Raw genomic sequence first — 24093 nt, 5'->3', positions numbered from 1 at the left:
TGTGGGTATGAATGCCGCCCACATCCCCGCCGATCCCACCGTTGCCGCCGCTGCGCCTGGCGCCGCGGGCGCGTTGCCGTCGTGGCAGCGCACGTCGCAAGGCATCAGCCTGGTGCGCCATGCACCGCCACCGCGCCCGATCCTGGTGCATGCCGATCCCGATGACCTGAGCTTGGACCTTGCGCGCACTGCGCTCGTCGTCATCGACATGCAGAACGACTTCTGCCATTGCGATGGCTGGTTTGGCGCCAAGGGCATCGACGTGAGCCCGATGCGCGCGCCGATCCCGGTGCTGCAGGACGTCCTGCCCGCCTGGCGTGCCAGCGGCGCACCCGTCGTCTGGGTCAACTGGGGTATCCGTCCGGATCTCGCCAACCTGAGCCCGACGATCCGCTTCAAGGGCAAGCGCTCGGCCGAGGACATCGGTTATGGCGAGCCACTGCCGGCACGCGACAGCCGCGCGCTCGTTGAGGGTGATTGGGGCGCAGCGGTGATCGACGAGCTTCCCATGGACGCCGGCGATCTCGTCGTGCACAAGCATCGCCTGAGTGGCTTTCCCGACAGCGAGCTCGACAGCGTGCTGCGCCAGCGCGGGATCACCACGCTCGTCTTCGCGGGCATCAATACCGACCGCTGCGTGTTCTCCACGCTGCAGGACGCCGGCTTCCTGGGCTACGACTGCCTGTTGCTCGCCGATGCGTGTGGCACACCGTCGCCCGAGTACGTCACCCGCGCCATCCATTTCCTCGTGCAGCAGCTGCACGGGTTCGTCATCGGCAGCACTGCGCTGCTGCCCGCCCTGGCCGCCGCTCCCGCGCCGGCCCATCCCTCGTTCCTCAAGGAGTCCGCATGACCTTCCTTTCCCGCCTTCTCGCCCGTGGCGCCGCGCTTGGCGTGGCCGTGGGTTGCTCCCTGGGCGCCATGTCCAGCGCCGTGGCCGCCACCGACATCAAGTTTGTCCTGAACTGGAAGTTCCAGGGCCCGCAGGCCTGGTTCTTCATTGCCCAGGACAAGGGCTACTTCAAGGACGAGGGCCTGAACGTCACGATCGACCAGGGCGAAGGCTCTGCGGCATCGGTCATCAAGGTGGCGAGCGGCTCCTATGACGCCGGCTTCGGCGACATCAACGCGCTCGTCGAACTGGCCGCGCGCCGCCCGGAGAGCGCGCCCGTGGGCGTCTACATGATGTACAACACGCCGCCCTTCACCATCGCCGTGAAGAGCGACAGCCCCATCAAGACGCCGGGCGATCTCGCCGGCAAGACCGTGGGCGGCCCGGCCAACGATGGCGCGCTCAAGCTCTTCCCGGCCTTCGCCAAGGCAGCCGGCGTGGACCCTGCCCAGGTCAAGACCTCGAACATGGCGCCCAACCTGCGCGAGCAGATGCTGCTGCGCAACCAGGTCGATGGCGTCTTCGGCTACATCAACACCATCTGGTTCTCCGCTCGCCTGGTGGGCCTGGATCCGGCCAAGGATCTGCGCTTCATCAACTACGGTGATCATGGCCTGGATCTGTACTCCAACGCCATCGTGTTCTCGCGCGACTTCGTGCAGAAGAACCCGGAGGCTGTGCGTGGCTTCCTGCGGGCGGTGAACAAGGCACTCAACGAGACCGTGGCCGATCCCGAGGCGGCCATGGACTTCGTCATGAAGCGTGAACCGCTGCTCAACCGCACGGTGGAAAAGGAGCGCCTGCTTGCCACGCTCAAGGTGGAGATGAACCACCCGGAGATCGCCACGATCGGCTTTGGTGACGTGGATCCCGAGCGCCTGGCCCGCACCATCGCCGTGGACGTGCAGGCCGGCAATCTGCCGCGCACGCCGGCGGTGAAGGACGTGTTCGACAGCAGCTTCCTGCCCGCCCGCGCCGATCGCGCGAGCAAGCTGTGATCGGGAGGTGAGCATGGATCTGCAACTGCAAGACAAGGTCGTCGTCATCACCGGTCCTGCCAAGGGCATGGGCCGCGCCGTGACGCTGGCCTTCGCCCGCGAGGCGCCCGCCTGGTGCTCGCCGGGCGCGATGTGGCGGCCATCGAACCGGTGGCCGCCGAAGCCCGGGAGCTGGGCGTGGGCACGCTCGTCGTGGCCTGCGACATGACCGACTCGGCGCAGGCCGAGGCGCTGGCCCGCGAGGCCATTGCCACCTTCGGCCGGGTGGACGTCCTCGTCAACGTGGCCGGGGGCTCCGGCCCCATCGGCAAGACGGGCTGGGAGACCACCACGGACGAGTTCAACGAGATCGTGCAGCTCAACATGACGGGCTGCTTCAACACCATGCGCGCCGTGTTGCCCGGCATGATCGCCCAGGGCGGCGGCAAGGTCGTCAACGTGGGCGGCACCTTCGGCATGCGCGGTCGCGCCGGCCGCATGGCGTACTCGGCCTCCAAGTGGGGCCTGCGCGGCATCACCAAGAGCTTCGCGCTCGAAGCCGGCCCGCACAACATCAACGTCAATTGCGTGGCCCCCGGCATGGTCGATGGCCCGCGCTTTCGCGAGAAGGTGTGCGCCAACATGGCCCGCACGCAGGGCATCTCGCTGGACGAAGCCATGACGCGTCACGCGGCCGACTATGCGCTGCGGCGCGTGTCCACGGACGTGGACGTGGCCAACGCCTGCCTCTTCCTCGCGAGCGACGTCTCGCGCCAGATCACGGGCGTCGATCTGCCCGTGGATGGCGGCTGGGCCGCCCTTTGACGCCATCCGGAGACAAGCCAATGAAAACCGTAGACATGGTCATCCGAGGCGGCAAGGTCGTCTCGTCCCAACGCATCATTTCGGCCTCGGTGGCCATCGACGGCGGCATCGTCGTGGCCGTGGGCCAGGACGACACCATGCCGCCCGCGCGCGAGACGGTGGACGCCACCGGTCTCTACGTGCTGCCGGGCGCCATCGACAGCCACGTGCACTTTCGCGATCCCGGCTATCCGCACAAGGAGACGTGGAAGAGCGGCTCGGCCGCGGCGGCCTGCGGTGGGGTGACCACGGTGTTCGACATGCCCAACACCAGCCCGCCCACGGGCACGATCGAAGCGCTGCAGATGAAGCTGCGCGCGGCCGAGTCGTCCTATGTGGACTTCGGCATCCACGCCTTGTTCGGCGACGAGTCGGTAGATCACCTGGAAGACCTGCTGGACGCAGGCGCCACGAGCTTCAAGGCCTTCGTGGGCAACACCTTCGGCAACCTGCCGGCGCCTACGGATGGCGCGCTGCTCGAAGGCTTCGAGAAGCTTGCCCCCTTGGGCGTGCGCACGGTGGTGCATGCCGAGAACTCGTCCATCATGGCGCGCCGCCAGAAGCGCCTGCGCGATGCCGGGCGCATCGATCCGCTGGCGCACCTGGCTGCGCGGCCGGCCGTGGCCGAGATCGAGGCGATCGGCCGCGTGGCCACACTGGCCGAATGGACGGGCGCGCGCGTGCACATCGCCCACCACAGTGCTGCCGATTCGCTCTACGTGCTGCGCGACGCCAAGGCACGCGGCGTGGACATCACGGCCGAGACCTGCCCGCAGTACCTGCTGCTCAACACCAACGACATGCTGCGCCTGGGCGGCATCCTGCGCGTGAACCCGCCCGTGCGCGAGGCGCGCCACAACCAGCCGCTCTGGGATGCGCTGCGCGAAGGCGTGATCGACATGATCGCGACGGACCACGCCCCCCATGCACCCGAGGAGAAGACCCGCGAGAGCATCTGGGAATGCGATTGCGGCTTTCCCGGCGTCGAGACCCAGATGGCCTTGATGCTCACCGAAGTCAATCGCGGCCGCGCCAGCCTCATGGACTACGTGCGCTGGAGCGCGGAAGCGCCGGCCAAGGCCTGGGGTCTGGCCGGAGTGAAGGGCGTCATCACGCCCGGCGCGCATGCCGACATCGTGATCGTCGACATGGACCGCACGGGCACGCTGTCGGAGAACCGCCTGCGTTCGATCAGCAAGATCTCGCCCTGGCACAACCGTGCCGTGCAAGGCTATCCGCTGCACACGCTGGTGCGCGGCCGCTTCGTGATGCGCGATGGCGAGCTGGTCGAGGATGCCGCCGGCTGGGGCAAGACGATCAAGGGCATCCAGGCCATGCCAGAAGCCCAGGTGCGCCATCCGGAGACTTTCATCACGGCCGTCACCGAACCGGGCGCCGCCGCGCGCGAGGCCGACATCACCCGGAGCCCATCATGAGCACGCTCGCTCCCATCGGCGCAGCGCAGTGCGTCGATGTGTTCACCGTGGCCTGCCAGGGCCCGGGTGATCTCTCCGGCGTCCAGGCCCTGATCGACGAGGGCCGCGTGAAGCCCGCCGACATCGTGGCCGTGATGGGCAAGACCGAGGGCAACGGCTGCGTGAACGACTACACCCGCGAATATGCGAGCACGGTGTGGGCGAACTTTCTCGCGCCTCACCTGGGCTGCACGCCGGCCGAGGCCGAAGCGCGCGTGGCCCTGGTGATGTCGGGCGGCACGGAAGGCGTACTCTCGCCGCACTTCACCGTCTTCACGCGGCGTGCCGCCGCGCTGGCGACAGGGCTGGGCAAGCGCCTGGTGCTGGGCGTGGCGCAGACGCCGGACTTCGCCCCGGAAGCCATCGGCCGGCGTGCGCAGATCGCGGCGACTGCGGATGCGGTGCGCGCGGCGATGGATGACGCCGGTATCCGCGATGCCACCGACGTGCACTTCGTGCAGGTGAAGTGCCCGCTGCTCACCACGGCGCGGGTGAACGAGGCCCTGGCCCGAGACCAAGTCCCGGTCACCCGGGATACTTACGAATCCATGGGCTACTCGCGCGGCGCATCGGCCCTGGGCATTGCGCTGGCGCTGGGCGAGCTCACCGACGAAGGCGATCTCGATGCGCGCGTGTTGACGGACGGCACCGCCTGGTCGGCGCGCGCCTCCGCCTCGAGCGGCATCGAGTTGCTCAACAACGTGATCATCGTGCTGGGCGAAGCCGAAGGCGCGAGTTCGCCTTACCTCATTGGCCACACGGTGATGCAGGACGCGGTGGACGCGGCTTCGGTGCGCACGCTGCTGCGCGAGCGCTTCGGCCTGGATCCGGATCGCGATGCCCCTGTGCTGGCCGAGCGCCTGGTCAATCTGCTTGCCAAGGCAGAGGCCGATCCGCGCGGCACCGTACGCGAGGCGCGCCACACCATGCTCAACGACTCGGACATCAACGCCACGCGACACGCTCGCGCCGCCGTGGGGGCCGTGTTGGCCAGCGTAACCGGGCGAACAGCGCTGTACGTATCGGGCGGCGCCGAGCACCAGGGCCCTCCTGGCGGCGGCCCCGTGGCCGCCATTCTCCGGGTGGCATCGTCTTCTTCGCGTGAGGTGTCGTCATGAGCCAGCCTTTCATCGAACTGTCCGACGTCATCGTGCGCTACGGCGCAAACCAGTCCGGCACGTTGGCGCTCGATCAGACCAACCTGCGCATCGACGAGGGCGACTTCATCGCGCTCGTGGGGCCCTCGGGCTGCGGCAAGTCCACGATCCTGAAACTCGTCTCTGGGCTCCTGCAGGCGAGCTCCGGTGGCGTCTTTCTCGCAGGGCGCGAGGTACGCGCGAACAAGGTCGGCATCGGCCTGGCTTTCCAGAATCCGACGATGATGCCCTGGCTCACGATCCGCGAGAACGTGATGATGCCGTTGAAGATCGTCGAGCCGTTCCGCAGCGAGTACCGCCGCAAGAAGAAGGGCGAGTTTGCGGATCGTGCCGACGCCATGCTCGCCAAGGTCGGGCTGGCAGGCTTTGGCGACAAGCGGCCCTGGGAGCTCTCCGGCGGCATGCTGCAGCGCGCCTCGCTGTGCCGGGCCCTGATCCACGAGCCGCGGCTGCTGTTGCTCGACGAACCGTTCGGCGCACTGGATTCGTTCACGCGCGAAGAGCTCTGGGAGATCCTGCAGACGCTCTGGATCGAGACCCGGCCCACCGTGCTGCTCGTGACCCATGACCTGCGCGAGGCGGCCTACCTCGCCAACCGCATCTGCGTCATGACCGCGCGCCCGGGCCGCATCCTGGAGGACCGCGAAGTGCCCTTCGCGCGCCCACGCACCGTGGAGATGAGCTACGACCCCGAGTTCGCCGCGCTCGTGCAGGCCATGCGTCGGCGCATCGCCGAGGCGCGCGTCGACGGCGGCGCGGCGTTGACGGTCAGCAACGCTGCATGAGCGCCGGGACGTTGGTGCGCCACGACGGCGTCTGCGCTGCCCGTGCCCGCTCGACAGCGCGTGCTGTCGGGCTGTCTGTCTGCGCGATGCCCGCTGGCGTCGACGCAGCACTTCTTTTTTCGCAGGCGGGCCCTCATGGCCCGCCATGCCGGAGATCTCTGCATGACTGCTTCTGTCTCCCGCCTGCCTGCCGACGAACCGACCCGGTCCGGGCCTGCGCTGCAAGCCGTGCCAAGCGCCGCGCCGCCCGAGGCCGCGCCCGTTGCCGAACCTGTGCGTCGGGCAGCACCGCTGCCGCCGGCGCCCCCCGAGCCGCCGGCGCGCAAGCTCTCGCCCAAGTCGCGGCAGCGCCTGCTGTCCGTCGGCGTGCTCGTCGCCTTCTTCGCCATCTGGGAGCTCGCCTGCCTGGCCACCGGCGTGTCGGATCTCATCCTGCCGCGGCCCTCGCAGATCGCCGCCACGCTCATCGAGCGCGGACCGCTGCTTTGGCCGCATGCCGTGCAGACGCTCTACACCACGACAGCCGGCTTTGCGCTGGGCGTGCTGGTGGGCATCCTCCTGGGCGTCATCGTCGGCTCGTCCCGGCTCGCCTATGACGTGGCGTACCCGTTGCTCGTGGGTTTCTCCAGCATACCGAAGGTGGCGGTGGTGCCGATCTTCGTCGTGTGGTTCGGCGCCGGCACGGTGCCGGCCATCCTCACCTCGATGGTCATCAGCATCTTCCCGGTCGTCGTGAACGTCGCCACGGGTCTGGCCAACACCGAGCCGGAGCTGGAGGACGTGCTGCGCGTGCTGGGCGCCAAGAAGCGGGACATCCTCTGGAACGTGAGCCTGCCGCGCGCGCTGCCGTATCTCTTCGCTTCGTTGAAGGTCGCCATCACGCTCGCCTTCGTGGGTACCGTGCTGTCCGAGTCCGTGGCGGCCAACCTGGGCATCGGCAACGTCATGATGATCGCGAGCGGCAATTTCGACGTCACCCTGGTGTTCGCTGGCCTCATCATCCTCGCGGTGATGGGCGTGGTGCTGTATGCGATATGCTCGTTCGCGGAAATGCGCCTGACTGGCTGGGCGCAACGCAAGAAGGAAGCTGCCGCATGACCGAGACCTCTCCCGTCGCCAACCCCGCCGCACCCGTGGGGCTGCGTGCCATCGCCGTCTTCTGCGGCTCGAACTTCGGGGTGTCGCCCGAGTACGCCGAGGCCGCGCGGGCCTTCGGCGACGCCCTGGCCCGCCGCGGCATCACGCTGGTCTATGGCGGCACGACCAAGGGCCTCATGGGCATCGTGGCTGATGCCGCGCTCGCGGCAGGCGGTGAGGTGGTGGGCATCATCAACGAGCGCCTCTTCGGGCGCGGCCATCTGCATGCGGGCCTGTCACGCCACGAAGTGGTGCCCCACATGCGCGAGCGCAAGGCGCGCATGGCTGCGCTTGCGGACGCCTTCGTGGCGTTGCCCGGCGGGCTCGGCACGCTGGAGGAGTGGTTCGAGGCGGCCACGCTCACACAGCTCAACGACCACGCGGGCGAACGCCGCGCCAAGGCCTGCGGCGCGCTCAACGTGCGGGGCTTCTATGACCCGATGCGCGCGCTGCTGGCCCACGCGGTACAGGAAGGTTTCATGCGCGTGGAACACGCGCAGATGGCCGTGATCGAGTCAGATCCCGAAGTCCTGATCGACCGGCTGGCCGCCTGGCAGCCGCCGGTCGTGGACAAATGGATCGGTCAGCCGGGTTCCTGAGCCCTCACTGCTTCTCGATGCCCGCGTCCTGGATCACCTTGCCCCAGAGGTCGTAGGTCTCGCGCGTGATCTGCGTCAGCGCCTCGGGGGTGGAGGGCGACACTGTGTACGCCCCCATCTGGAAGAATTTGGCCACTTCCTCTGCCTGCAGGGATTCGCCGATCGCGCGGTTCAGCGTCTGCACCACGTCCTGCGGCAGGCCGGGGGGGCCGTAGAAGGCCATCCAGCTGGGCAGGGCCAGGCCTTCCACGCCCGCTTCGGTCAGCGTCGGGACATCCGGCAGGGTGGTGCTGCGCTCGGCCGAGGGCACGGCGAGCAGGTTGGCACGCCCCGTCTGCTGCGCGGTGATGGCATTGGGCGCCGCATCGAACATGTAGGTGACCCGGCCCGAGAGCAGATCGCGCGCGGCGTCCGCGCCGCCCTTGTACGGCACGTGCGTGATGTCCAGCCCGTTCTTGCGCGCGAACATCTCGCCGATGATGTGCGAGGACGTGCCGGTGCCGAAGGAGGCATAGCTCAACTTGCCCGGATTGGCCTTCACGTAGTCGACCAGCTGAGCCACCGTCTTCGCGCCGGTGCTCTCGTGGGCCACCAGCACCAGCGGCCCGCGCGCGGCGAGCGTGATGGGCGTGAGATCCTTGAACGGGTCGTAGTCTGCCTGCAGCAGCGTATGCGGATTCTGGGCCACCGTGGAGGACGGGCTGTACAGCAGTGTGTAGCCATCGGGTTGCGCGCGGATGACCGTGGTCGTCGCGACATGGTGCTCGCGCCGGGGCGATTCTCCACGATGACCGGGGTCTTCAACACCCCAGAGAGCCGTTGTGCCACGGCCCGGACCTGGCCATCCGTGGCGCCGCCGGCCGTGAAGCCGATGACAATGCGGATGGCACGGCCTTCTTCAGGGTAGGCTGCGTGGGCCCAGGGCGCGACCAAGGCCGCACAGAGGCCGAATGCGGCCAGAATACGTGTGGGGGTTGTCATGTTGTCTCCGTCGATATGGCGCTGATGCGCTGTTTTCATGGACGATCGATTCGGATATTACTACTCCGGGCGCCAAATTCTCGTGTGGACTGCAAATATCATTGGATATGATCAATAAAAATGAACTTGAAGTTCGTTTTAACTCAGATGGCGCAGAATCTGGGCATCTGAACGCCTACGGCCAGCCGATTGGCAGGCCGATGGTTGGCTGGACCGCACGTGCCCTGCCTGCCGACCGTGTGCTGATGGGCCGCTTCTGTCGACTGGAACCGCTCGACGCCGAGCGCCACGCGCAGGCGCTGTACGAGGCGTATGCGAGCGCGCCGGATGGACGCGACTGGACCTACCTGCCAGCCGGGCCCTTCGCCGAGGCGCGGGCTTACCTCCAGCATGCGCAGAGCGCCGCTCGCAGCGCGGATCCGAAGCACTATGCCGTCGTGGATGCCGACCGGAACGCGCCGGTCGGCACCGTCGCTCTCATGCGGGCCGATCCTGCGAACGGCGCGATCGAGGTGGGATGGGTTGCCTACTCGCCCCGGATGCAGCGCAAGCCTGCCGCGACCGAGGCGCAGTTTCTCCTGATGCAGTATGTGTTCGACGAACTGGGCTATCGCCGGTACGAGTGGAAGTGCGACAGCCTCAACGCGCCGTCGCGCCAGGCTGCGCAGCGGCTGGGCTTCACGTTCGAGGGCCTCTTCCGGCAGGCGACGATCTACAAGCAGCGCTCCCGGGACACGGCGTGGTTCTCGATCATCGATGCGGAATGGCCGGCGCTCAAGGCGGCGTTCCAGGCCTGGCTGGCGCCGGACAACTTCGATGCCCAAGGCCGGCAGGTGCAGTCGCTGGGCGCGCTGCGGCAGGCCTGCGAACGGCGGTGACTTCCGCCCGCACCGTCACGGCCCTTGCCGTGCACCGCCAGCAGGCGAGGCACGCACGCCGACGGTGCGGCCACGCGCGCTTGCCGTGCGTGCGCATCGGCCGCCATGGCGTCGGGTGCCCGCACAGCCGCGCCGTTGTTGAATCCGCGTGATTTGGCATTGATCGTGCAATGGATCCTCATGTTGTATACAAGCGGGGATCCAAGTGCTGCATCTATCGACTTCATCCGGCCCGAGCCTGGCCGCCTGGCGTGACGCCTACGCGGCGGGAGCCGAACCGGCGCGATTGCTCGCGCCTTTTCTCGAGATCGACCCGGGTGACGTCGCCTGGATCGCGCGGCTGGATCGCGAACGTCTGGATCGCCAGCTCGCGGCGCTGGCCGAGCGTCGCGCGGCCGTGGGCGGCGATCTGTCGCGTCTGCCGCTCTACGGCGTGCCCTTCGCGGTCAAGGACAACATCGACGTGGCCGGCTGGCCGACCACGGCGGCGTGCCCGGGCTTTGCCTATGTGGCCGAGGCCGATGCCGGCATCGTGGCACGCCTGCGGGCGGCCGGCGCGATCGTGGTGGGCAAGACCAATCTGGATCAGTTCGCCACCGGCCTGGTGGGGGTGCGCTCGCCCTACGGAGCGGTCCCGAATACCTTTGATCCGGCCTATGTGAGCGGCGGCTCGAGTTCGGGCTCTGCGTCGGCCGTGGCGCGCGGCCTGGTGCCGTTCTCGCTCGGAACAGACACCGCCGGCTCCGGGCGCGTGCCGGCCGCCTTCAACAACATCGTGGGCTTGAAGCCCACGAAAGGCCGGTTCTCGACAGCGGGTGTCGTACCTGCCTGCCGCACGCTGGATTGCGTGTCGATCTTTGCCCTGACCGTGGATGATGCCGCCCGGGTGGCGCGGGTGGCCAGCGGCACCGATGCGGCCGATCCGTATTCGCGGGCATGCCCGCCGGATGCACCGGTCGCACCGTCGCCGGCGCTGCGCCTGGCGGTGCCTGCGCAGTGCGAATTCTTTGGCGATGCGCAGGCCCAGGCGGCCTTCGAGAGAGCCCGGCACGCCTGGATCGACCTCGGGGCCGACGTCGTCGAGATCGACTTCGCGCCGTTCGCCGAGCTGGCTGCCTTGCTCTATGAAGGGCCCTGGGTGGCCGAGCGTCTGGCGGCCGTCGCCGAGCAACTCGCGCGCGATCCGGACTCCCTGCACCCCGTGGTGCGACGCATCGTCGAAGGCGCCACGGCCTATTCCGCCGTCGACACCTTCCGTGCGGAGTATGCCCGTGCCGCGCTCGCGGCCCGCATCCAGGCCGCGCTGGCGGGCGTCGATGCCTTGATGGTGCCGAGCACCCCATCGATCTACACCATTGCCGAGGTCGAGGCCGATCCCGTGCGCCTGAACGCGCGTCTGGGCATCTACACCAACTTCACGAATCTCGCGGATCTCTGCGCCCTGGCGCTGCCGGCGGGCTTTCGTGACGATGGCCTGCCGGTGGGCATCACGCTCATCGCCCCGGCCTGGCATGACGAAGCCATCGCCGCCATCGGCCAGCGCTGGCAGGCGGCGCAGGCCTTGCCGCTCGGTGCCACGGGCGCTGCATTCCCGAGCCAGGCAGATAGCCTGCTGCCCGCACCGCCGGCGCCGGGCGTGGTGCGCGTGGCGGTGGTGGGGGCTCACCTGACCGGCATGCCTTTGAACCATCAATTGACCTCCCGTGGCGCGGCCTTCGTCGAGCGCACGCGCACGGCGGCGGATTATCGCTTGTATGCACTGGCCAACACGGCGCCGCCCAAGCCGGGTCTCGTGCGGGGCGACAGCGGCCAACCCATCGTCGTGGAGTTGTGGGACATCGCCGAATCCGCCTTCGGTGGCTTCGTCGCGGAGATTCCCGCGCCCCTGGGGATCGGCACGCTCACGCTGGAGGATGGCCGCGAGGTCAAGGGTTTCATCTGCGAGCCGCGCGGCCTGACGGGTGCGCGGGACATCACCGAGTTCGGCGGCTGGCGCGCCTTTCTCGAGAACCTGGGCGCCACGCGCCCGGCCGGCAAGGAGTGAGTCTGATGTTCGATACCGTCCTCATCGCCAATCGCGGCGAGATCGCCGTGCGGGCGATCCGCACCCTGAAGCGTCTGGGCATCCGCAGCGTGGCGGTGTATGCCGATCCGGATCGCGATGCGGCGCACGTGCGCCTGGCGGACACCGCCGTTGCTCTGGGGGGCGAGAAGCCCAACGAGAGCTATCTCGTCATCGAGCGCATCCTTGCCGCGGCCCGTGAAACGGGCGCGCAGGCCATCTACCCCGGCTATGGCTTCCTGTCGGAGAGCGCCGAGTTTGCCGATGCCTGCGAAGCCGCTGGCATCGCCTTCATCGGGCCGACGGCGTTGCAGATCCGTGAGTTCGGCCTGAAGCATCGCGCCCGCGAGCTGGCTGCCGAGGCCGGTGTGCCCATGACGCCCGGCACGGGGCTGCTCGCCAGTGTGGACGAGGCGCTGGCCGAGGCTGAGCGCATTGGATACCCGGTGATGGTCAAGAGCACGGCCGGCGGGGGCGGGATTGGCCTGTCGCGCTGCGCCGATGCGGCTGCGCTGCGCGCCGCGTTCGAGGGCGTGCAACGCCTGGGCGAGCAGTTCTTCAAGGACGGCGGGGCCTTCATCGAGCGCTGCATCGATCGCGCGCGTCACGTGGAAGTCCAGATTTTCGGCGACGGCACGGGCCGCGTTGCCGCGCTGGGCGAGCGGGATTGTTCCATCCAGCGCCGCAATCAGAAGGTGATCGAAGAAACGCCCGCGCCGCACCTGCCCGAGGCCACGCGCCAGGCCATGCTGGCCGCCGCAGTCAAGCTGGGCGAATCGGTCGACTACCGCTCGGCGGGTACGGTCGAGTTCATCTACGACGCCCAGGCCGACGCCTTCTACTTCCTCGAAGTGAATACGCGCCTGCAGGTCGAGCATCCCGTCACCGAGATGGTCAAGGGCGTGGATCTCATCGAATGCATGCTGCGCGTGGCGGCGGGTGCACCGCTGGATTGGGCCGCCCTGGAAGCCCCACCCCAGGGTGCGGCCATGGAGGTGCGCCTGTACGCCGAGGATCCGGTACGCAACTTCCAGCCCTCGCCCGGCACGCTCAGCGAAGTGCACTTTCCGCAGGACGTGCGCATCGACGGCTGGGTGCGCACGGGCACCACGGTCTCCGCCTTCTACGACCCGCTGCTCGCCAAGCTGATCGTGCATGCGCCCACGCGCGAAGCCGCGCGCGAGAAGCTCGCGCAGGCGCTGGCGGCGACGCGCCTGCACGGCATCGCGACCAACCTGGATTACCTGCGCGCCGTGGTGCAGGCGCCGGCCTTCGTCGAAGGCACGATGTTCACGCGCCTGCTGGACAGCTTTGCCTACCAGCCGCGCGCCATCGAGGTGCTCGAACCCGGCACGTACACCACGGTGCAGGACGCCCCGGGGCGCATGGGCTACTGGCACATCGGCGTGCCGCCCTCGGGCCCGATGGACGACTACGCGTTCCGTCTGGCCAACCGCATCGTGGGCAACGATGCGTCGGCGGCCGGGCTGGAATGCACGCTGGTCGGTCCGCGCCTGCGTTTTCACAGTGATGCGGTGATCGCACTCACCGGCGCGCAGACGCCCGCGTTGCTGGATGGCGAGCCGGTGGCGCTATGGGCGCCTGTGACCGTGCGCGCCGGTCAGGTGCTGGACGTGGGCAAGGCGACGGCGGGCTGCCGCACGTACCTGGCGGTGCGCGAGGGCCTAGACGTCCCGGAGTACCTGGGCAGCCGGGCCACGTTCGTGCTCGGACAGTTCGGCGGGCATGGCGGGCGCACGCTGCGCCATGGCGACATGCTGGCCATCTCGAATCCCGCGTTGCCGGCGTGCACGACGCCTGCGCCCGTGGCCGAGCCGGCCGCGGTCGATCCCGCCCTCATCCCCACCTACGGCCAGACCTGGCACGTGGGCGTGCTGTATGGCCCGCATGGCGCGCCGGATTTCTTCACGGAGGACGCGATCCGCGAGTTCCTCGCGGCCGAATGGGAAGTGCACTACAACTCCAACCGCCTCGGCGTGCGCCTGGTCGGGCCCAAGCCGACCTGGACGCGCTCGGACGGCGGCGAGGCGGGACTGCACCCGTCCAACGTGCACGACTGCGAGTACGCCATCGGCGCGATCAACTTCACGGGCGATTCGCCAGTGATCCTGACCTGCGATGGCCCCAGCCTGGGCGGCTTCGTCTGCCCGGTGACGATCGCCAAGGCCGAGCTCTGGAAGGTCGGCCAGTTCCGCCCGGGCGACCGGATCCGCTTCGCGCCGATCGCCTGGGAGCAGGCCCTGGCCGCCCAGCAAGCGCAGGACGCCGCGATTGCTTCGCTCGCGCCCGTCAGTGCGCCCATCCTGCCGGCCCCGTCGCTCGACCCGGTAGACGGCGAATCCGCTACCCTGGTGGCCTCGCGACCCGCCGAAGGCCACCATCCGGCGCTCGCCTATCGGCAGGCGGGCGACGGCTATCTGCTGCTGGAATATGGCGAGAACGTGCTGGACATCGCCTTGCGCCTGCGCGTGCACCTGATCATGCAGGCCGTGACTGCGGCCGCCATCCCGGGTGTGGAGGAGCTCTCGCCGGGCGTGCGCTCCCTGCAGGTGCGCTACGACGGGCGGCGCATCACGCAGGCGGCGCTCGTGGCGCGTCTGCTGGAGATCGAATCCGCGCTGCCTGACGTGCGCGGGCTGAAGATCCCGACGCGGGTCATGTACCTGCCCATGGCCTTCGAGGATTCCGCCACGCTGGGCGCCGTGCAGCGCTACCGCGAGACGGTGCGCGCCGAGGCGCCCTGGTTGCCCAACAATGTGGACTTCATCCAGCGCATCAATGGCCTGCCCAGCCGCGAGGCCGTGCGCGACGTGGTGTACGCCGCGAGCTATCTCGTCATGGGCCTGGGCGACGTCTATCTGGGCGCGCCCTGCGCGGTGCCGCTGGATCCGCGCCACCGCCTGCTCACGTCCAAGTACAACCCGGCCCGCACCTTCACGGCCGAGGGCACCGTGGGCATCGGCGGGGTGTACATGTGCATCTACGGCATGGATTCGCCTGGGGGCTACCAGCTCGTTGGCCGCACCGTGCCGATCTGGAACAGCCATACCGTGAACCCCGTCTTCACGCCGGGCGAGCCTTGGCTGCTGCGCTTCTTCGACCAGGTGCGGTTCTACCCTGTGACCGAGGACGAGCTGGACGTCCTGCGTGCGGACTTTCGCGAGGGCCGGGCGACGGTGCGCATCGAGGAGGAGACCTTCGATTTCGGCGCCTACCTGGATTTCCTGGAGGCCAACGCCGAGGACATCGCCGCCTTCAAGACCGCGCAGCAGGCGGCCTTCACGACGGAAGTGGCGCACTGGCAGGCCAGCGAGGCCAATGTCTCTGCGGTGGCAGAGGCCGTCGACGCCGAGGACGAGGACGCCGATGGCGATCCGGTCGTGGCCGAGATGTGCGGCAACGTCTGGAAGGTGCTCGTGCAGCCCGGCGAGGCGGTGGCTGCCGGTCAGCCCATCGTGGTCGTCGAGGCGATGAAGATGGAGCTCTCGGTATGCGCACCGCGCGCGGGCACGGTGGGTAGCGTGCGCTGCCGGGTGGGCACGCCGGTCAACGTGGGCGACCGGCTGCTGCATCTGGTGTGATGGAAAGGGGCGGGCCATGCGCCCGCCGTCTTTCAACGCGTCTTCTGGCTCGGCTTCAGGCCGGTGTAGCGCTCGATCTGGGCCAGCAGTTCCGCTTCGCCCGGCCCCGCGGCCACGGCCTCGTCCGGAAACCAGAGCGCGCTCGCGTGATCGGCCATCAGCAGCCACTGCTGGTGGCCCCGGCGCAGGGCGGTGAAGGATGCCCAGCGGATGACGGTGGTGCGGTGCGCGTTGCGCCAGAGCAGGGCCTGCTCGCCGAACAGCACCTCGTGCGCGGCGAAGAGCTCCCCCGAACTTGCATGGATGACGTGCAAGGCCTGCACCTGACGAAAGACGTACCAGCCCCAGGCGAGCGCGGCGGGGACGAGCGCGGTCAGGAGCATGAGCAGGAGGAAGCTGGAGTCTTCCAGGTAGGCCTCGAAGCCCAGGCGCGTGAACGCGATCCAGAGTTCAGCTTGCATGCCGAGCCAGGCGGGCACGAGACCCAGTCCGATACCGATCACCACGGCCAGCAGCATGTTGCGCCAGAAGCGCCCGCGCGAGCGCGGCTTGAGCACGGACCAGATCTGTTGCTGCAGATCCATGTAGGCTTGCGAGGACAGCGCCGGCGCCTCCACGCGCAGGCTCACAGCCCCGATTTCATCTTCAATGGACATCGACAGTCACGGCGGTTCGCCCCCGGCGGCGCCAGGTCAGGCGGGGCCTATTGTCGGGGTTGCCCGCGCTCAGGGCAACCGGCCTCAGATCGCTTCGAAGCAGACGTCCTGTGCACCTTCCCACAACACCTTCGTGCCGAGCGCGCGCAGGTGCTCCTTGCCCTCGACGATGGTGAGGAAGTGGTTGCCGGCGAGCTGGCCCATCTTGCTCGAGAACGAGCAGGCACCGTAGGCGAGGATGATCTCCGTCTCGCTGTAGCCGCCCGGGTAGAAGAGCACGTCGCCCACGGACGGATGACTGGTGTGGTTCTCGTACTCGACGCCCAGGTCGAATTCACCCATCGGAATCCAGCAGCCTTCACCGCTCCAGCGCACGTGGATGAGCCGCTCGCGGTAGGGCAGCAGCCGCAGGAAGGCGGCGACCGTCTCGGGCGCGTCGGGATGCGTTTCGGCGATGAAGGTGTGGCCGGCGGCCGTGATGCGAATGCGAGGCATGAGGATGGCGGGGCAGGGCAGACGAAAACGACAGTGTCCCATCGTCCGCCGCCCCGGTCTGGTGGCTTTGCGCCACGGTTGCGTTGCCGCCGGGGCAACGCAACCTTGCTCACAGCCGCTTGATGAACACCATGCTGTTGCGCGCACGGTTGACCACGGCCTGCTTCTCGCGCGGCAGATCGCTGATCGCGCCTTGCACGAAGCCGCGCTTGATGAACCAGTGCGCGGTGCGGGTCGTGAGCACGAAGAGCTTGCGCACGCGCTCGCGCGGGCACGCGCCTCGATATGGCGCAGGAGCTTCTCGCCTTCGCCTTCGCCGGCCCAGTCCGGATGAATGGTGAAGCAACCCATCTCGGCCATGCGCTCGTCGGGCCAGATGTGCAACGAGGCGCAGCCGTAGATGATGCCGTCGTGCTCGGCCACCCAGAATTTCTCGACGTCACGCTCGATCGCATGGCGTCCGCGCGGTACCAGCGTGCCGTCCTGCTCCAGGGGCTCGATGAGCTGCAGGATGGCGCCGACATCGTCCACGGCGGCGGGTCGCAGGTCATCCAGGGTGTCCTCGACCACCATCGTGCCCACGCCATCGTGGGTGAAGATCTCGAGCAGGATGCTGCCGTCGAGCGAGAAGGGCAGCAGATGGGCACGCGCCACGCCCTGCTTGACCGCCCGCGAGGCGTGCTGCAGGAAGTAGGCCGTATCCTCGTCCAGCACGTCCTGCTGCAGCAGGCGATCGGCATCCACCCGGGCGAGTTCGGTGTCGATGCTGCCGTCGTCGTCGCGCACGCCGGCCGTCTCCGTCAGGAAGATGAGCTTCTCCGCGCGCAGGGACACGGCCACGCGCGTGGCGAGCTCTTCCATGGCGAGGTTGAAGGCTTCGCCCGTCGGCGAGAAGCCCAGCGGCGACATGAGCACCACCGAGCCGTGATCGACGGCAAAGCGCAGCGCTTCCGTGTCGATCTTGCGCACGGTGCCGGTGTGCCGGTAATCCACCCCGTCGATCACGCCCACGGGGCGGGCGGTGACGAAGTTGCCGGTGAGCACGCGAATGCGGGCGTGCGACATAGGAGTATTCGGCAACCCCTGGCTGAAGGCGGCCTCGATGTCCAGCATGATCTCGCCGGCGGCTTCCTTCGCGCATTCGAGCGCGGCGGCGTCGGTCACGCGAAGCCCGCGGTCGAACTGCTGAGTGATGCCTTTCAGGCGCAGCTGCTCGTTGACCTGCGGGCGCGAGCCGTGCACGAGCACGAGCCGGATACCCAGCGCGCTCAGGAGTGACAGATCCTGCACCAGGCTATTGAGGGCACCCGCCTGGACGAGTTCGCCGCCAAAGGCGATGACGAAGGTCTTGCCGCCAAAGGCGTGCACATACGGTGCCACTTCCCGGAACCAGCGCACGAATTGCGCAGGGGAGGTGACGGCCAGCTCGAGTTCGGGGGTATCAGCCGCGTCGGACGATTCGGGCGTGGCAGGGGTGTCGGCAGCGACTGCGGGGGCGTCGGGGGGCTCTTCAGGGTGAGGCGTGTCGGTCATGTCGGAGGCGCAAGGGGTTGTGAGGGCGCGAGCCGGCGGCGCGGGCGCGCGCGAAGCGCATTTTACGCGCTGCGGGGTTTCCTATAATGGTGGGTTAGCCAGACGCTGCCTCTTTCTTTCTGCGTGAAACCGAGCCCCGCGCGCACGCGCAACCCCTATCCGCCCATCACCTTCCCCGACGAGCTGCCTGTCAGCGCCCGTCGCGAGGAGATTGCACGCGCCATCGCCGCGCACCAAGTCGTCATCGTGAGCGGCGAGACGGGCTCGGGCAAGACCACCCAGTTGCCTAAGATCTGCCTCACCCTCGGGCGCGGTGAGCGCGGCATGATCGGCCACACGCAGCCGCGCCGCCTGGCGGCGACCTCGGTGGCCAAGCGCGTGGCCCAGGAGCTGAACACGCCCTTTGGCGAGGTAGTGGGCTACCAGGTGCGGTTCAATGATCGCACCCACCCGGGCGCCTCGGTCAAGCTCATGACCGACGGCATCCTGCTCGCGGAATCGCAGCGCGATCCGATGTTGCGTGCATACGACACCATCATCATCGACGAGGCCCATGAGCGCAGCCTGAACATCGATTTCCTCCTGGGCTATCTGAAGCAGCTGCTCCCGCGGCGGCCGGATCTGAAGCTCATCATCACCTCGGCCACAATCGATGCCGAGCGCTTCTCCCGGCATTTCGGGACGGCATCCGCGCCTGCGCCTGTCATCGAGGTTTCGGGTCGGCTGTACCCGGTGGAGATGCGCTATCGCCCCATCGAGCCGGATGCGCCGCCGGACGGTGCCGAGCCTGTCAAATCGGGCCGCGAACGCAATGAGCGCGACGACGAGCGCGATCTGACCGACGCGATCTGCGATGCGGTGAACGAGTGCGCGCGTCACGGCCCCGGCGACGTCCTGGTCTTCCTGCCCGGCGAGCGCGAGATCCGCGAGGCCGCCGAGGCCCTGCGCAAACACCATCCGCCGGGCACGGAGATCCTGCCGCTCTACGCCCGTCTGTCTCAGGCCGAGCAGGAAGCCGTCTTCCACCCGAAGGGCAGTGGCCGGCGCGTCGTGTTGGCCACCAACGTGGCCGAGACCTCGCTCACTGTGCCGGGCATCCGCTTCGTGGTGGACACCGGCGTCGCGCGAGTCAAGCGGTACTCGTGGCGCAACAAGGTGGAGCAGCTGCGCGTCGAGCCGATCAGCCGGGCCTCGGCCAACCAGCGCGCGGGCCGCTGCGGGCGCTTGGGGCCAGGCGTGTGCATCCGGCTGTATTCGGAAGCCGACTTCCTCGCGCGTTCGGAATTCACGGATCCCGAGATCCTGCGCTCGTCGCTCGCGTCCGTCATCCTGCGGATGAAGTCGCTGCGGCTCAATGACATCGAAGAGTTTCCCTTCGTGGAGGCGCCGCCCGGGCGCGCGATTGCCGACGGCTACCACCTGCTGCATGAGCTGGGCGCCATCGATGGCGCGAACGCGCTCACGCCCGTGGGCCGGGAGCTGGCCCGCCTGCCGGTGGATCCGCGCATCGCGCGCATGATCCTCGCCGCGCGCGATCAGCACTGCCTCTCGGAGATCCTCATCATCGCGGCGGCGCTGTCCGTACAGGATCCGCGCGACCGGCCCATGCAGGCCCAGGAGGCCGCCGACGCCGCGCATGCGGCCTTTGCCGACGAGCGCTCGGAGTTCCTGTCGTTCCTGAAGCTCTGGACCTGGTATCACGAGCAGGTCGCGCACAAGCAGTCCCAGCGAAAATTGTGGGCACAATTGCGCGAGCGCTTCCTGTCGCCGTTGCGCCTGCGCGAATGGCACGACGTGCACAGCCAGCTCGCTTCTGTCGTGGGCAGCGCCGGCTGGCGCGTGAACGAAGCGCCGGGCTCCGTCGAGCAGATCCATCTGGCGCTGCTCTCGGGCCTGCTCGGCAACATCGGCACCAAGGCCGAGGATGCGCCGCACTACCTGGGTGCGCGAGGGATCCGCTTCTTCATCCACCCGGGCTCGCGGCTGGTCAAGAAGGCCGGGCGCTGGGTGGTGGCAGGCGAACTCGTCGAGACGACGCGGCTCTATGCGCGCTGCGTGGCAAAGATCGAGCCGACGTGGATCGAGCGGGTGGCGGGCCATCTGTTGCAACGCAACTGGTCGGATCCGCGCTGGGAGAAGAAGACCGGCAACGTCGTGGCGAGCGAGCGCGGCACGCTCTACGGCCTTACGATCTACACCGGCCGCCGCGTGCAGTACGGGCGCCTGGATCCGGTGCGCGCCCGCGAGATCTTCATCCGCGATGCGCTCGTGCCCGGGGACCTCGACACGCGCCTGCCCTTCGTCGCGCACAACCGCAAGCTCATCGCGGACATCGAGAAGCTCGAGCACAAAACGCGCCGGCCCGACATTCTGGTTGACGAAGAGCTGATGTACGCCTTCTACGACGGCCACGTGCCGGCGGACGTGTTCAGCGTGGCGACGCTGGAGAAGTGGTACGCGAAGGCCACGGAGGCGCGCAGCGAACGCGCACAGGGACCCGGACGTCGCGGCGAGGCCGCAGCGGGCGAGCCGGCCGCCGTGCCCGCGCAGGGCAGCGATGACCGATCCCGAAAGGCGTCCCGCCTGCTCTACCTCTCCCGCGATGAGCTGATGCGGCATGAGGCTGCCGGCGTCACCACGGACGTGTTCCCCAAGTCCATGCAGTGGCAGGGCGTCTCCATGACGCTGGACTACCACTTCGAGCCGGGTTCGCCGCGCGACGGGGTGACGCTCACCGTGCCGTTGTACGCCCTTAACCAGATCGACCCGGCCCGCGCGGAATGGCTGGTGCCAGGGATGCTCAAGGAAAAGGTGCACCTGCTCCTGAAATCCTTGCCGCAGAAGCTGCGCCGGCACTGCGTGCCGCTGCCCGATTACGCGGCCGGGTTTCACGACCGGCATTTTGAGACGGCGCGTGAGCCGACGCGAGGCCTGATCGATACCCTGATCGACGACATCCGGCAGCAGACGCAGATCCGGGTCGCGCCGGCAGACTTCAAGCCCGAGACGCTGCCCGCCCATCTCTTCATGAACTTCCGGCTGGTGGACGAGCATGGCCGCATGCTCTCCATGGGCCGCAACCTCGCCCAACTGCGCGCCGAGCACGGCCGCGAGGCCCAGGCCACGTTCCAGCAGGTGGCGGCCAAGGATCGGGGTGCTGCCAAGGCGCTCGCGCACGAGAACATCACCAGCTGGAGCTTTGGCGAGCTGCCCGAGCTGCTGGAGATCAAGCGCGGCGGTCAGACCGTGTTCGGCTACCCGGCGCTGGTGGATCGCGGCACGCATTGCGATCTGGACGTCTTCGATGATCCGGGCGAGGCCGCACGCCGGCATCGGGGCGGCCTGCTGCGGCTCTTCCGTCTCGCGCTGAAGGACCAGGTCAAGTTCCTGGAGAAGAACCTGCCCGGTCTCACCCAGATGAGCATGCTCTTCATGCCGCTGGGCACGCAGGAAGAGCTGCGCGACCAGATCATCGATGCGGCCGTGGACGCTGCCTGCCTGATGGAGCCGCTGCCCACCACGGCAGATGCCTTCGCCAGGCGGGCGGAAGAGGGCCGTGGGCGACTGGGTCTGCTGGCTCAGGAAGTGTCTCGGCTCGCGCAGACGGTGCTCACCGAGTGGAATGCGGTCACGCGCAAGCTCGTGCAGGCGCGGCCGCACCCGGCCACGCACGCCGACATCGAGCAGCAGTTGCGCGGACTCATGGGCAAGCGCTTTCTGCGCGAGACGCCCCACGCGCAGCTCGCGCACTACCCACGTTACCTGAAAGGCATCATCGCGCGCATCGACAAGCTGCGTGCCGACCCGGCGCGCGATGCCCGTCTGATGGCCGAGATGGCACCGCTTGCCACGAAGTTCCAACGCGAGATCGCGGCCCGCAAGGGTGTGCCCGATGCAGCGCTGGCAGACTTTCGCTGGCTGCTCGAGGAGCTGCGCGTGGCGCTTTTTGCGCAGGAGCTGCGCACGCCCATGCCGGTGTCGGTCAAGCGGCTGGACAAGGCCTGGCAGGCGTTGCAGCGATAGCCGTGACAGCGCGCATCACAGCGGCGCTATTGAACCTGTGCGGGGCCGGGCCCGTTATGTGCTACCCAACCGTTCCATCGCTGGTGGCATCGACTTTCGACGCCACCAGCGCCTGGCACGATTCGGCCTTTTTTCAACAAGCACAAGGAACCCACTCCATGAACTCGATCGTCTACATCGTCGGCCTGGTCGTCATCGTCGTTGCCATCCTGAGCTTTATCGGGTTGGCCTGAGCGCGTCCGCCCCTTGTGAAAACGCGGCTCGTCCGAGCCGCGTTTTCACGTGGGTGCAGGTCGTTTGACGGTGCACACAAGGGCGCGCGCGACCGGGTGACCCCTGGTCACGCGCGCCCTTGCGCGTCGGGCATCACGCCGCCTTTTTCTCCTGGGCCGGCTGTCGCTTCACCCAGCGCACCGGCACTTCCTTCATGGGGCGTGCAGGCGCGCCGTGACGCATCAGCGTGGCGTCCAGCGCCTTGCCGGCCTCATCGGTGAGCGCGGCATTGCGCGCGTCCGCAATCGCCTGCGCGCGATCGTCGGGCGTGGGGAAGGGCGCCGGCACCAGGTGCTCGAGCACATGCAGCAGGTTGTCCTTGGCGCGGTCGTTGGTGGTGCCGTAGCCCTTGATGAGGCGGCCGACCAGCGCCACTTCGTTGCCCGTGCGCCAGTGCTGACGCGTCGTGGCGACGACGGCATCGACCCAGCGTTCGATCATCTGCTGCTCCTGCGCGTAGCGGCTGCCGAATCGGCGCAGACCGCGCGTCGCAGCCAGCATGCGCAAGGCGAGCAGGCCGCGCACGCTGTGCGCGCCAATCTTGAGCGGCATGGACCACGGATCCCGGCCTTTGGCCTGACGCTGGCGATCCCAGCGCAGGAGGCGCTGCGCCAGTCCTGCCGGCAGCAGCCCTGCGAACTCAGGAATGCCGGGCTTGAAGTGGTCATACACGCGCACGATGTCGTCCTCGCCCGCCCGCACTTCGTCGCGCACGCGGCGCGCACGGCCGGCGCGGCTCTTGAGATGCGCCACGCGCACCACGTCGTCGAAGGCCATCCACAAGGCCAGATAGCGGGCGGCTTCGCGTGTGGTGGCAAAACCGTGGGCGCCGGCCGGATCGGCGGCACGCTCGGCTTCCAGGATGCGACCGAGGCGTGCCAGGTACAACTGGCCGTAGGCGGTGTTCTGGTAATCGCAGACGCGGGCGTAGCCGGCCCCCAGCATGGCGTGCGTGGACGGGGGGAAGGCGGATGCCTCGGGCGGCAAGAGGGCGGGGGGTGGCACGTCATCGGTGTCATCGGCAAGGATGTGTTCGACGAGGCTGCCCTGGGCGCGCGAGCCGGCCACGATGTCGTAGGCCTGCCCGAAGCCGCGCAGGCTGGCCTCGACGCCGCGGCCGCCCTGGCGGATCGTGGCTTCACAGGCCTCGCGCGAGAAGGGCAGCACGCCGCTCGCGGCAATCGCGCCGAACATCACGGCGCTGATGACCGTGCCGCTGCGCTGGGCGACCTGGGCCATGTCGAAGACGTGGTGTTCGCGCGAAAGCCGGCGGATGACGTCCATCAGGCGCGCATCGTCGACGCGGCCGTCGCCCATCACCATGCGCTCGGCGGTGGTCAGCGCGCGCGACGACGATGAGATCAGCAGCGTGCGATCCGGCGAGGCAAAGCCATTGCCGACCTGGCGCGCGGTTTCGAGCAACTCGGACGAGACCAGCATGTCCAGGGTGCCGGGCACGGGGTTCAGGCTGAACACCGGGCGCTTGCCGGCGAGCTTGTCCTGGTGCACGGGGAAGACTTCGACGTAGTACGTGGTGGCGCCCGTGCGCTGGGCCACGCCCGGCACGGACGTGCTCTGCGCGGGGTAGCCCGTGGCGATGGCCGTGTCGATGAGCCATTCGGCCAGCACGCCGCCGCCTTCGCCGCCCAGGGCGCACAGAAGCAGGGTGGTGGGACGCAGGGTGGAGACGGAAGTGTTCATGTC

Annotated in this window: 16 protein-coding genes and 2 pseudogenes; 13 read left to right on the top strand and 5 right to left on the bottom strand. The window is 68.4% G+C overall.

Going from position 1 to position 24093, the window contains the following annotated elements:
* The first annotated feature begins 7 nt into the window (after positions 1 to 7).
* The 8 genes and pseudogenes from IMZ29_RS08700 to IMZ29_RS08665 all read left to right on the top strand — a co-directional run bounded on the left by IMZ29_RS08700 (position 8) and on the right by IMZ29_RS08665 (position 7886).
* Positions 8 to 853: a cysteine hydrolase family protein gene (locus IMZ29_RS08700; RefSeq protein WP_216182845.1), complete on the top strand. Its 846-nt coding sequence runs from the start codon at positions 8 to 10 to the stop codon at positions 851 to 853.
* Positions 850 to 1890: an ABC transporter substrate-binding protein gene (locus tag IMZ29_RS08695; protein WP_216182843.1), complete on the top strand. Its 1041-nt coding sequence runs from the start codon at positions 850 to 852 to the stop codon at positions 1888 to 1890. The genes IMZ29_RS08700 and IMZ29_RS08695 overlap by 4 nt, the downstream gene beginning before the upstream one ends.
* A 108-nt stretch (positions 1891 to 1998) precedes the next feature.
* Positions 1999 to 2694, top strand: a pseudogene (locus IMZ29_RS08690) (SDR family NAD(P)-dependent oxidoreductase); the annotation flags it as partial.
* A 20-nt stretch (positions 2695 to 2714) separates the two neighbouring features.
* Positions 2715 to 4169: a dihydroorotase gene (locus tag IMZ29_RS08685; RefSeq protein WP_216182839.1), complete on the top strand. Its 1455-nt coding sequence runs from the start codon at positions 2715 to 2717 to the stop codon at positions 4167 to 4169.
* Entirely contained in the window at positions 4166 to 5326 is a 1161-nt protein-coding gene (atzD, locus tag IMZ29_RS08680; RefSeq protein ID WP_216182837.1) for a cyanuric acid amidohydrolase, read from the top strand. Before IMZ29_RS08685 ends, atzD begins: the two co-directional genes overlap by 4 nt.
* Positions 5323 to 6150 carry an ABC transporter ATP-binding protein gene (locus tag IMZ29_RS08675; protein ID WP_216182835.1) on the top strand — a complete coding sequence of 276 codons (828 nt, stop codon included), beginning with the start codon at positions 5323 to 5325 and terminating at the stop codon, positions 6148 to 6150. Before atzD ends, IMZ29_RS08675 begins: the two co-directional genes overlap by 4 nt.
* Before the next feature lie 162 nt (positions 6151 to 6312).
* Positions 6313 to 7248, top strand: a complete 936-nt coding sequence (locus IMZ29_RS08670) for an ABC transporter permease (RefSeq protein ID WP_216182833.1) — start codon at positions 6313 to 6315, stop codon at positions 7246 to 7248.
* Entirely contained in the window at positions 7245 to 7886 is a 642-nt protein-coding gene (locus IMZ29_RS08665) for an LOG family protein (protein ID WP_253206973.1), read from the top strand. The genes IMZ29_RS08670 and IMZ29_RS08665 overlap by 4 nt, the downstream gene beginning before the upstream one ends.
* Before the next feature lie 4 nt (positions 7887 to 7890).
* Here IMZ29_RS08665 and IMZ29_RS08660 read toward each other — a convergent pair whose 3' ends face one another.
* On the bottom strand, positions 7891 to 8595 hold the full coding sequence (locus tag IMZ29_RS08660; RefSeq protein WP_253206982.1) for a Bug family tripartite tricarboxylate transporter substrate binding protein: 705 nt from the start codon (positions 8593 to 8595) through the stop codon (positions 7891 to 7893).
* Between the two features lie 379 nt (positions 8596 to 8974).
* Here IMZ29_RS08660 and IMZ29_RS08655 point away from each other — a divergent pair, with 379 nt between their 5' ends.
* From IMZ29_RS08655 to uca, 3 genes are all read left to right on the top strand, one after another.
* Complete coding sequence (locus tag IMZ29_RS08655; RefSeq protein ID WP_216182915.1) at positions 8975 to 9745, top strand: GNAT family N-acetyltransferase; 771 nt, start codon at positions 8975 to 8977, stop codon at positions 9743 to 9745.
* 205 nt (positions 9746 to 9950) lie between these two features.
* Positions 9951 to 11789 carry an allophanate hydrolase gene (atzF, locus tag IMZ29_RS08650; protein ID WP_216182831.1) on the top strand — a complete coding sequence of 613 codons (1839 nt, stop codon included), beginning with the start codon at positions 9951 to 9953 and terminating at the stop codon, positions 11787 to 11789.
* Positions 11790 to 11794: 5 nt separating this feature from the next.
* Positions 11795 to 15409 (top strand): urea carboxylase, encoded by a 3615-nt coding sequence (uca, locus tag IMZ29_RS08645; protein WP_216182829.1) that lies wholly within the window; start codon positions 11795 to 11797, stop codon positions 15407 to 15409.
* A gap of 32 nt (positions 15410 to 15441) precedes the next feature.
* Here the strand turns inward: uca and IMZ29_RS08640 are convergent, their stop codons facing one another.
* The 3 genes and pseudogenes from IMZ29_RS08640 to argA form a co-directional block, all read right to left on the bottom strand.
* Positions 15442 to 16065 (bottom strand): hypothetical protein, encoded by a 624-nt coding sequence (locus tag IMZ29_RS08640; protein ID WP_216182828.1) that lies wholly within the window; start codon positions 16063 to 16065, stop codon positions 15442 to 15444.
* 84 nt (positions 16066 to 16149) lie between these two features.
* Complete coding sequence (locus tag IMZ29_RS08635; protein ID WP_216182826.1) at positions 16150 to 16560, bottom strand: DUF3830 family protein; 411 nt, start codon at positions 16558 to 16560, stop codon at positions 16150 to 16152.
* Positions 16561 to 16669: 109 nt separating this feature from the next.
* Positions 16670 to 18093, bottom strand: a pseudogene (argA, locus tag IMZ29_RS08630) (amino-acid N-acetyltransferase).
* 123 nt (positions 18094 to 18216) lie between these two features.
* Between argA and hrpA the strand changes: the two are divergent.
* Both hrpA and IMZ29_RS08620 read left to right on the top strand, forming a co-directional pair.
* Complete coding sequence (gene hrpA / locus IMZ29_RS08625; RefSeq protein ID WP_371820179.1) at positions 18217 to 22116, top strand: ATP-dependent RNA helicase HrpA; 3900 nt, start codon at positions 18217 to 18219, stop codon at positions 22114 to 22116.
* A gap of 2 nt (positions 22117 to 22118) precedes the next feature.
* Positions 22119 to 22349, top strand: coding sequence for a hypothetical protein (locus IMZ29_RS08620; protein WP_216182824.1), 231 nt, complete (start codon positions 22119 to 22121; stop codon positions 22347 to 22349).
* 133 nt (positions 22350 to 22482) lie between these two features.
* On the opposite strand, the gene IMZ29_RS08615 is transcribed toward IMZ29_RS08620, so the two are convergent.
* Positions 22483 to 24090, bottom strand: coding sequence for an indolepyruvate oxidoreductase subunit beta family protein (locus IMZ29_RS08615; RefSeq protein ID WP_216182822.1), 1608 nt, complete (start codon positions 24088 to 24090; stop codon positions 22483 to 22485).
* Between the last annotated feature and the right edge of the window lie 3 nt (positions 24091 to 24093).

Source organism: Verticiella alkaliphila (assembly GCF_018904615.1).
GTDB lineage: Bacteria > Pseudomonadota > Gammaproteobacteria > Burkholderiales > Burkholderiaceae_B > Verticiella > Verticiella alkaliphila.
This window is presented reverse-complemented; position numbering and strand designations above follow the sequence as displayed.